Below are 10,083 nucleotides of genomic sequence, written 5' to 3' on the forward strand. Positions count from 1 at the left end.
GGGGTCAAAGTCGGAGGGGTCAATGGTGAGGGGTTCAATCCAGCCAATATCTGAACTGTCGTCTGCGGCATCAACGAGGCCGCTGGGGGTGAGGATGGGTTCAAGAATGAAGGCCTGAAAGTAGGTGGTTTCTGCTTCTTCTTGGGGGGATTGGGCTTTTTTGGTGCCGAAGAGGTTAAAGAAGAGTTGTCCGATAAACATGGTAGATTCCTAGTAAATGGTGGGAAGGGGGATATGTTTTGGGGATGGCCTCAGCCTGTTTTTCAATAGACAAGGTTGAAGGGGCTGCTTAGTTGTTTTGAATTTGTATAAGGATAATTTGATGAATGTTTGAAGTATGGGGCTAATTGTCTAAGGGGGTGGGAATTTTAGTGTGATAGCTGTTGTGACCTAGATAACACTAGGGTTGTGTTTGTAAAATGCCTAACTGTTGCCTTTAAGTGACTAACGGCTTATTTCCTCTCAGTTAGTTTTAACTGGGTTGGATAATATTCATTCTATGGGGAAAAAGTGGAAAAAAAGTTCATAGAAAGTTCATCTCTTTTCCGAAGTTCATAGAAAGTTCATTTTGCTAGTTTTCACGGTTGACAACCGATAAAAGCTTTAATTTTATCAAATCTTGTTGAAAAATTATGCAAGGTCTTTGAGTAATTTTTCTTAGATTTTACTTCTGCTTATTATTGAGGAGAAATTTGATCCGTAATTTCAGAATAGTTAAAGAACAATCTTTTTGGTTTTTCTATTAACTGAGAACTGGGTTACTAAGTTTTGGGAACGGTAATTAGTGCGTCAACAGTTCGCTGGATTGGAGCAATCCTGAAGTTAAAGTTTTGACGCACTCTAGAGGGAGTTTGGCATTTCATCGCGCTGAAGCGCAACTACAAACTTTTGGGTTAACGACAGAAGTTTGGCATATATTTTCGTACTTTGAATTTGCTGCAAATTTCGCCTTTTGCTACTTTATATAAGGGGACGGATTGTCCAGAATGAATGGTGGCAAAAACTTGACTATTCGGGTTTAATCGCCTTTGAGGATCAGTGATACGAGCAATGACTGGAACGGTAGAACGATTTAATTGTTCATCTTTAGTGTAAATTTCCCACTTTTCATCAACGGTTACTTCTAAAATTTCTGCTCCAAATTCATTAGGCGATAAGGATACTTTTGCTCCCGGTTGTACCCAGTGAATATCTTCTTGTTTGACCTGCATTTTTACGATTAATTGCTCTCGATCGGCAAGAGCTAATACGGGATCACCGGATCGTAAAACTTTGCCTTGGATTTGATACCAGTTGGGAGCAATAACTAATCCAGAAATGGGGGCTTTTAAAAGACTATGTTCAGCTTGCTTTTGTCTTTTAGTTTGAATTTGCTCTTCAATTTGTTGCTGCACTGGGACGCGACTTTGTGCTAATCGTTGGGCTTCTATATATTCTTGGTTTGCGGTATTATAAGCCGATTGTAGGCGTGTTAGTTCGTCCTGTTTGGCTTCTAGTTCAGTGCGAATCCGTCTTGTAATTGAACCGATAGCTGCTTGAGGTTCTCCCATTCTCGCTTGAATCATACTGGCTTCATCTCTTAATTTTTGAACGTTTCGTCTGGAAACTACACCCTCCTCTGCTAACTCTTCATGGACTTCAATATCCTTTCGCTGACTCTCTAGTTGTGCTTGTAAATTCTGAATTTGGATTTTGTAGCCTTGAATTTCTGGGGGCGGGCTGGAACTATTCAGGGAGTTATATTCTTGCTGAAGTTGATTGACTCGCGAACGAACTTGTTCTAAGTTGTCTTGAGTTTGTCTTAATCTTTCTTGAGCAAAGATAATCTGAGAGCGAGCATTTTCTAGGTTAACTTGATGGTCTAATGCCCGTAATTGTAAGTCTTGGGTTTCTTGTTCTAAAGCTTCACTTTCAATCTGAGCAATCGGCATTCCTGCTTCTATCGGGGACTCATGTTTAACAAACAGTTCTGTGATTTTGCCGGAAATTTCCATGGTAACTTCCCGATAAGCATCGGGATTAAATTCGACTAATCCATCAACGGCAAGGGAGGGATTTGTTCTAATTTGTGATACGGCTCCGACTCCGACTAAAATTGTGCCGATAATGAGCCAGTGGGTGGGAAAGTTTTTGTTTTTGGGTTGGGTATTTTCTTTGGGTTTTTGGTCTGGGGGTGGGGTTGATTCTTGGGTTGTTGGGGGTGGGGTGGAGGGGCGATTCTCCTGGGGAGGAACAACGCGAAAACGACGGGGGGAGGGAGAGTTAGAGGGGGTAGAGTTCATGGTATTACCTGATAGATAAGGGGGTTAAGGTTGATAGTTTTTTGGGGGGAAAGGGGGGCAAAAGATGCTGATTCTGAGGGAGCTAAGGGGGAATTTTTAATTGTTGTTTCTGGGGAAAAAGTAATAGATTGCCCAGGCGAGAATTAACAGTAGTGCGGTGATGGTGAAGTGGTCTAAAATGGTGTAGACTACGAGGCGGATAATGCTGCCGAAGATGAAGATTAGATATAAGAAACAAAAGGGGGCGTAGATGGCGAAAATGCTGTAGTGTTGGGGTTTTTCTTCTAGGGGTTTCCCGGTGAAAAGTTTGCGGTAGAATAGGAAGGAGCGATCGCGCAGGTTATTAATCCCGGTGATGGCTACGGCAAGATGGTAGCCGTCAAATTTGACCATGGGGTTTAAATTGACGGCAACGGTGAACAATCCTGCTACCATGAGTAAATAACTGAGGGTTTTAAACTCACTGTTGTTGAGGGAAAAGTGCCACAGCCAAAAGGCAATAGCGGCGATGACGATTTGACAAAGGACTCCACCCCCCACAACAAAAGCCCGTTGTTGGCGTTTTACGAGACAGTAGGAGTCGGTGGTGTTGGTATAGGCGGCGGGAATGAGTAACATGAATAAAAAGCCCATTTCGTGAACAATTCCGCCGTAATGTTTGAGGGTTAAAGCATGGGCAAATTCATGGAGGGTGACGACGAATGTGACGCATAAAATAAAGGGTATTATTAAAATGGCTCGTTGGGTCATCAAGAGGGTTGTTCCCATCTGTAATATTTCTGCTTTGGCTTCTAATCCCCACACTAAGGAGAAGCCCAAAAAGGCGAGTAAGGTATAGAAGAAAGGGGCAGTCCAAATCCAGCTTAACCATCGGGCAGGAGTGCCTAAATAGGGGTCTGGATTGAAGAGAGGGAGTTTGAAAAAAAGCAATTGTAGGGGGGTAAATTTCTTTTTAGGAGGTTTAGGGGGTTTTGTGCCTTTAAACATGGCTGTGGCTGTCATTAGCTGCATCAGATAGCCAAATTGGGCGGGGGTGATACCCACTTGGTTGGGGATTTGGGCGGAGGATGTTTTGCCGATTAATTCGATGGCTTGTTTGCTCCGTCCATCGACTTGGATAAAGGTGACATCTTCGGGATTGCGGAGTATCCAATACCCATCGGGATGTTCAATCCAATGGACGTTTTCTTTTAGGGGACTTTCGGGGGGGGGAGGGGTTGTATTTTCTCTTGTTTCTTCTGCTATTTCTTCCCCTTCTTCGGCTAAAATTCCCCACTGGAGAAGTTTGTTAAAGATTTCGTCGAGTTGGGTATCTTGGAGGGGGGTTTTAAACTGCTTTTGATACTGGGTTTGGAGTTGGGTGGGGGTACATTCTCCTGTAAAATGTTGGAGGATGTAGGCTTCGGTGGGGGTGAGTTCATAACAGGGCTGTCCTGTTTTGGCGATTAGTACCCATTTTTGCTGATTTTGCAACCGTCCGACTTGCCAGTATGGGCGTAAGTCGGGACAAGTTATCTCTGGGGGAGATGGGGGAGGTAGGGGGGAGGAGAGAGACATGGCAAATACACCGAGGGGACTCATTCCCGTTGGCAAGAATACAGCAGCACGACCAAGGGTGAATTACCTTTAGTCTAGGCGCAAGTTTTGGCGAAAAAGGTCATAGCTTGTTCATGGGGAGTTCATTTTTCCCAGAGGTGAGGTGGGAAATTTTGAGATGTTGCATCAAAGGGGGGATTTTTTCTGGAGACTTAATTGTAGAGAGTTGATAGGACAGGTTTGATCATGAGTGTAGCCCTTTGTCAGGAGCAATGGAAGATGGAAGCGATCGCACTTGAGGATTTGATGGAGTTTGCCGAAAATCTCTTGTTTCGCTATCAGCAGTCTTCCCTCACGGCCGTTCAGCGCCAAATTTTACGGGGTACCCTGGAAGGAAAACAATACTCGGAAATCCGTTCTGCGTCGCCCGATTTGCTCTCTCACTACTCCCCGGAATATCTGTCGCGCAATATTGCCTATACCCTCTGGCGGGATTTAACAGCGATCTGCCATACTTTAGGTCTACTACCAACCCAAGACCGCATCAATAAAAGGAATGTGCGGGTTTTGTTACAAGAAGCGTATCACCACTCTCAAGCCCAACCTCCTTATCCTAGCACATTGCCTGCAAGGGGGTTACTCCCCACGAGAGAGGGTCAAGACCTGTCGAATTTACCGAATTTTCAGCAGTGGGTGGGGCGATCGCATTTTATTGATGATTTGAGTCAAAATTTACTCTTAAACACCCGCATCATCACCTTATTAGGCATTGCAGGGATGGGTAAAACCACCTTAGCATTACGTTTAACCCTAGATTTAAAACTCCAAGCCCGATTTCCTAACCGCATTGTCCTACAATTTCAAACAGGACAAGATCCCTTTCTTCTAATTGCCCAACGGATTTTAGGAGAAGCCACAACCCAACGTTTTAGCAGCGATCCTGATAAACTAATGAATGCCGTGGTGCAGGAGTTACAGACCGCCCCTTATTTGCTGTTATTAGACCAACTGGAATTAGTATTAGATCGGGGAGGGGATGGGGAAATGTGCGATCGCCCCCTCTACACCTTCCTAGAACGCATCCTCCTTACCCCTCAGATGCCCAGTCGCTTGATTCTCACCTCTCAAATTCAACTCCCCTGTCTCCTCGAAGGGCGTTATCGTCCCCTCCTACAACAAGTTCGCCTCCCCGGACTCGCCCCAGAAGAATCCCTAGAACTCTTTACCCGTCTAGGGATAACCCCCCAAACTCCCCAAGAAAAAGGCTATCTCATCCGTCTCATTAATCTCTACCAAGGCCATCCCCTCGCCCTACGCATCATTGCCCAAGAAATACAGCAATCCCCCTACAACAGCAAAATTCAGCCCTACTGGTGCAACTACGGCGATGATCTCGAACAGTGCGAACGGTGGTTACAAGATAGCACAGGCAAACGTCAGCCCCAGACCTTTAACCTAGACCGTTATAGCATCGATCTAGCCGATTTATTGCAAACTCGTCTCTCAGCCAACTGGCAAATTTTAAAAACCACCTTCCCCCTCGCCGCCTTCCTATTAGGAAAAATCGTTTCTTCCCCCCATTCCCTCAAACGTCGCACCATTCTGGCGATTTTGAGCCATGTCAGCCCAGAAGAGGCCTTACTGGCGTTTCAAACCCTCCAGCGTTATTGTGTCTTAGAAGCGAAATCTGAGCAGAATCAGGTAGTTTACCGAGTTCCCCACATTCTCAAGCGATTGGTTTTAGAGGATTTACCGGAGTTAGAAAGTCGGTTTTAATTAGCACATATTTACCATTATTGGTTAGAATAGCCTATAGTGAACACCCAATCATGGGGGGAAAATGTCCACAGAAAGCACCACCCAACCCGTACAAACAACCTACGAGACACCTTGGGAACCCGACATTTGGGAGCCTGAGATGCCCCCAGATGACCTGATTTTTGATGACGGAGAACCCTTGGAAAGCAATCGTCACCGCATGGCTATGAACGTCCTGATCTTCTCCTTACAACAAGCTTGGCGAGAGCGAGAGGATTATTTCACGGGCGGCAATATGTTTGTCTACTACAGTCGAGAGCAAGCGCGCAATCGAGATTTTAGAGGCCCAGATTTTTTTGCTGTACTGGATATTGACGGCAGCTATTCCCGAGAAGGGTGGGTCGTTTGGGATGAAAATGGACGCTATCCCGATGTGATTATTGAGTTAATGTCTTCTTCCACCTGTCAAGTGGATTTAGGGGAGAAAAAAGACATCTACGAGCGAATATTCCGCACACGCAACTATTTTGTTTATGATCCCTTTGATGCCAATTCTTTACAAGGTTGGGCATTAGATAACGCATTGCAATATCAACCCCTTGTTGCTAATGAACAGGGTTGGTTATGGTCTGATGTGTTGGGCTTTTGGGTAGGAGTCTGGGAGGGTGCCGTGATGCGGGATACAGCCCCTTGGTTACGGTTTTATGATGCCCAGGGGGATCTGGTGTTATTACCCGAGGAGGCCGCCCAACAGGAAGCCCAGGCCGCCCAACAGGAAGCCCAACGGGAACGGGAACGGGCCCAGGCCGCAGAAGAACGCGCTGCTCGTTTAGCTGAACAGTTACGCGCTTTAGGGGTAGACATTGAGGATGATTGAGAGTGAATTAGGAGTACATTTTCCGGTACAGTGATCTAAAGCACTCACAGGAACAAACTCATGAGCAATCCCTTGAAATGGTTGCGAAAGCCGATTAATTTGGTGTTAATGGCGATCGCAACCACCCTATTGGTTATCTCTCAAGTAACCCTCTCCCAAGCCCTCGCCCCCCATCAAGATCACTACGAAATTTGGGGATCTGATCAATCTAACTCCGTCCCCGGTGTGGAAAGCCTCGGAGTCCAAGGGGGCCTGATTTGGATTTGGGACAGTCACGACGTAGAACAACAAATTGAATCGGGAGTCACCGCCCAACCTTTAGGCTGTGATGGTCAAAATCGCCCCGGAGACGGCCCTTGTGATGTCAATGTCGTTTTTCCCCCCACCCTCACCGAATACGACCAAAATAGCCCCACCGGGAAAACCCTAGGCGACCTCCCCGGATTTGGTCGCTTACACGGAATGTTAACCGACCCCCAAAATAAATACCTCAACGTGAACATATTCACGCCGGGGGGTGGGTATGTGGGCATTATGGACGGGGAAACTAAAGAGGCGATCGCTCTTTTCCGCGTCACAGCCACCAACGCCAGCGGCCCTGAACGTTCCGTGCATATGTCCTTCTGGAACTCTGACGGCAGCACCCTATTAGTCGCCAACTTAAACGGTAAATTACTAGAACGCATTGATATCGTCCGCAATCAAGACGGTAAAATTATTGATGCCATTTACAATAAAACCGCCTCATTAGGCGTGGGCAAAGGGATGGAAGTTCTCGACCCCGCCAAAGTGTATCGGGGCAAAAACGCCCACAATCATGACTTAGTGGGTAAAGTCGTAGGCAACTATAACCCCATCGCCCTAGCCGATTTAACCCCCAGTGGTCAATGTAAAGAAAATGGTTGCACCGCCGACAATAACGCCAGTCAAGGGGGACGACCCAATAATCTGATTATTTGTCCCATTGTTTCCAGCTTAGATCATGCCTATATTACCCTTGCTGCCGGGGGTCTATTAGTCGCTAACACCAAAACCACCCCCATGAGCATCGTAGGGGAATATAGTAATGAAATCATTAACGGTGCAGGCTGTGGCGGCGTGGAAGTAGACCACACCATCTGGTTAAATGCCGGAGTGTCCGCCTCCGACGCAGGAGCCACCCAATCCACCTTTAGCCTATATAACATGGATGATCGGGCGTTCACTAATCGTCCCAATCCACCCAACACTCCCGCCCCCGTTGTCGTCTATCAAGACCCCACCAACACCGCCACCAACGGTCATCTAGGGGGAGAGGCCGCTAATACCACCGGACAGTTACCCGGCATCACCACCCGCCACGATAATCATGGCATGGTCGCCACCGTTTCCGGGGCTTATATCCACAATACCGACCGGATTCAGAACCTCATCCAAGTGTTTAATACGCAAACCTTGGAACGGACAGAATATGATCTCACCTCCGCCGATGGTCACGGTAACGGTGTCGGGACCTGTGCCGCCGCTTCCATCACCGATGATTCCAACTTACCCACTAACGACCCAGCTCCAGATTTAATGGAACAGAGTCCCGATGGGAAGTATCTGTTTGTGGCGTTCCGGGGGCCCCTTCCCGTTTCTGTGGGCCACTCCTCCCAAGGCAGTTGTCCGGGGGTGGGTGTGGTTGAACTCACGGAAAATGGGGCATCCGGTCGCTTAGTTTCTGTGCTACGCAGTTCTAATGTAACGGATAGTGCGATCGCTCCCATTGCCGGAGGTCACGATTATCAAGGCACTGAACACAGTGATCTCCACGGTGTCGCCATTCGTCGCCACTCTCACTAACTTGGGGTGAATCACCCACGCTTCTCTACGAGTAACCGTGGGATGAATTGCCGAAGAAGCTAAATTACCCCACCTTAACCCGGTTTCTTGGTACGTCCTGCCAGAAACCGGGTTTCTTCTTGCTTACAGGTGAATCGGTTAACTCTGCAATTACCGATCTTATTTTTCTGATAAAAAAAAGCCGGGATAAACCCTCTCGGAAATTACTTAAATTTCTTGCGTAATTTTTCAACAAGATTGGATGAAGTTAAGGCGTTTAAGGCTTGTCAAGAGTAAAACCTAGCAAAATGAACTTTCTATGAACTCCAGAAAAGAGATGAACTTTCTATGAACTTTTCCGCCATTTAGCCGTTGTAAAATGGTCGTCAGAACTAAAGATTAGACCATTTTATTTATGTTACCTTCTCACCCTCATTTTTTGCTACTTTGTCCCAACCTCTTTGGGTTTAAAGGGGGGATTCAAGTTTATTCACAATTTTTACTGGATAGCCTGCGATCGCTTTACCCCCAAGGCAGCTTTGATGTATTCCTGAAATACGATCAACCTCATCAATGCCCTGCACCCCTGATTAACACCCGCTTTCATGGCTTAGGAGCTTTTCCCCGTTCCCTGCAAACCCTACTCCTGACTGCCCAACCCATCCTCTCAGGACTGGAAAAAACTCCCGATTTAGCGATCGCCACCCACCTCAACTACGGCATCACCTGTTACGCCCTCAAACGTCTGGCCGGAGTCCCCTACTGGATCATAGTCCATGGTCTAGAAGGCTGGAACTTAGAGCATCCTTGGCGAGTGAAAGCCCTCCAAAACGCCGACCGCGTAATAGCCGTCAGTGAATATACACGCGATCGCCTCCTAGCCGAACAACCCCTCACCCCCCAACAAATCAGCGTCCTCCCCAACACCTTCAACCCCCAACAATTCCAACCCGCCCCCAAACCCGAATACCTCCTCAAACGCTATCACCTCAACCCCAACCAACCCATCCTCCTCACCGTCACCCGTCTCGGCAAAACTGCCACCTACAAAGGCTACGACCAAATCCTAAAATCCCTCGTCACCCTACGCCAAACCATCCCCAACCTCCACTATCTCCTCGTCGGCAAAGGAGACGACACCCCCCGCATCCAAGCCCTGATTAAACACCTCAACCTCCAAGATGCCGTCACCCTCACCGGATTTATCCCCGACCATGAACTCTGCGACCATTACAACCTCTGCGATGTCTTCGCCATGCCCAGCAAAGGCGAAGGATTCGGCATAGTTTACCTAGAAGCCCTAGCCTGCGGAAAACCCGTCCTCGCCGGGAATCAAGACGGATCCATTGACCCCCTCCTGCGCGGCAAAATCGGCTGTTTAATCGACCCCGACAACCTCCCAGAAATCACCCACAACCTCCTCCAACTCCTCCATCAAACCCACCCCAACCCCCGACTCTTCCAACCCCAAACCCTCCGCCAAACCACCATCCAAACCTTTGGTCTTGCCCAATTCAAACAAACCCTGACCCAACTCACCGACTATAGTTTATCCCCCCAATATTTCCCCCCCATCCTACCCATCCAGTCCCTGCTTTAAACAGACCCACTTAAAACCCCTAAACAATCTGCATCAAATTCTCTCCTTTCCCCAGAGAACCTTCTAGAACCAAACAATTCAACACCGTTCATTAGTCACAGGAATCTACCATGTTTATCGGACAACTCTTCTTTAACTTGTTTGGCAACAAACAACTCTCATCCCCCCAACAGGAAGAAGAAAACACCTACTTTCAGGCCTTCATTCTTGAACCCATCCTCACCCCC

General features: G+C 47.3%; 7 protein-coding genes. 4 read left to right on the top strand and 3 right to left on the bottom strand.

The genetic code is table 11. The features are described 5' to 3' along the window. The 3 genes from K4A83_RS20440 to K4A83_RS20450 form a co-directional block, all read right to left on the bottom strand. Positions 1–201 (bottom strand): hypothetical protein (locus tag K4A83_RS20440; RefSeq protein ID WP_265266547.1); only part of this gene is annotated, 201 nt, incomplete at its 3' end. A 692-nt stretch (positions 202–893) separates the two neighbouring features. Beyond that, positions 894–2,282, bottom strand: coding sequence for an HlyD family secretion protein (locus tag K4A83_RS20445; protein WP_265266548.1), 1,389 nt, complete (start codon positions 2,280–2,282; stop codon positions 894–896). A gap of 96 nt (positions 2,283–2,378) precedes the next feature. Further along, a complete protein-coding gene (locus K4A83_RS20450; protein ID WP_265266549.1) occupies positions 2,379–3,863 on the bottom strand; it encodes a M50 family metallopeptidase in 1,485 nt (494 codons plus the stop codon). A 201-nt stretch (positions 3,864–4,064) separates the two neighbouring features. On the opposite strand from K4A83_RS20450, the gene K4A83_RS20455 reads away from it, so the two are divergent. The 4 genes from K4A83_RS20455 to K4A83_RS20470 all read left to right on the top strand — a co-directional run bounded on the left by K4A83_RS20455 (position 4,065) and on the right by K4A83_RS20470 (position 9,856). Next, entirely contained in the window at positions 4,065–5,594 is a 1,530-nt protein-coding gene (locus tag K4A83_RS20455; protein WP_265266550.1) for an NB-ARC domain-containing protein, read from the top strand. Positions 5,595–5,658: 64 nt separating this feature from the next. After that, positions 5,659–6,453, top strand: coding sequence for a Uma2 family endonuclease (locus K4A83_RS20460; protein ID WP_265266551.1), 795 nt, complete (start codon positions 5,659–5,661; stop codon positions 6,451–6,453). A 60-nt stretch (positions 6,454–6,513) separates the two neighbouring features. Beyond that, on the top strand, positions 6,514–8,277 hold the full coding sequence (locus tag K4A83_RS20465; protein WP_265266552.1) for a hypothetical protein: 1,764 nt from the start codon (positions 6,514–6,516) through the stop codon (positions 8,275–8,277). Between the two features lie 394 nt (positions 8,278–8,671). Further along, complete coding sequence (locus K4A83_RS20470; RefSeq protein ID WP_265266553.1) at positions 8,672–9,856, top strand: glycosyltransferase; 1,185 nt, start codon at positions 8,672–8,674, stop codon at positions 9,854–9,856. Positions 9,857–10,083: the final 227 nt, after the last annotated feature.

It is taken from the genome of Spirulina subsalsa FACHB-351, assembly GCF_026130165.1.
GTDB lineage: Bacteria > Cyanobacteriota > Cyanobacteriia > Cyanobacteriales > Spirulinaceae > Spirulina_A > Spirulina_A subsalsa_A.

Bases quoted from the DNA above. Each gene is read 5' to 3' on its own strand.
- K4A83_RS20445 (WP_265266548.1), bottom strand. From the start codon at position 2,282: ATGAACTCTACCCCCTCTAACTCTCCCTCCCCCCGTCGTTTTCGCGTT.
- K4A83_RS20450 (WP_265266549.1), bottom strand. From the start codon at position 3,863: ATGAGTCCCCTCGGTGTATTTGCCATGTCTCTCTCCTCCCCCCTACCT.
- K4A83_RS20455 (WP_265266550.1), top strand. From the start codon at position 4,065: ATGAGTGTAGCCCTTTGTCAGGAGCAATGGAAGATGGAAGCGATCGCA.
- K4A83_RS20460 (WP_265266551.1), top strand. From the start codon at position 5,659: ATGTCCACAGAAAGCACCACCCAACCCGTACAAACAACCTACGAGACA.
- K4A83_RS20465 (WP_265266552.1), top strand. From the start codon at position 6,514: ATGAGCAATCCCTTGAAATGGTTGCGAAAGCCGATTAATTTGGTGTTA.
- K4A83_RS20470 (WP_265266553.1), top strand. From the start codon at position 8,672: ATGTTACCTTCTCACCCTCATTTTTTGCTACTTTGTCCCAACCTCTTT.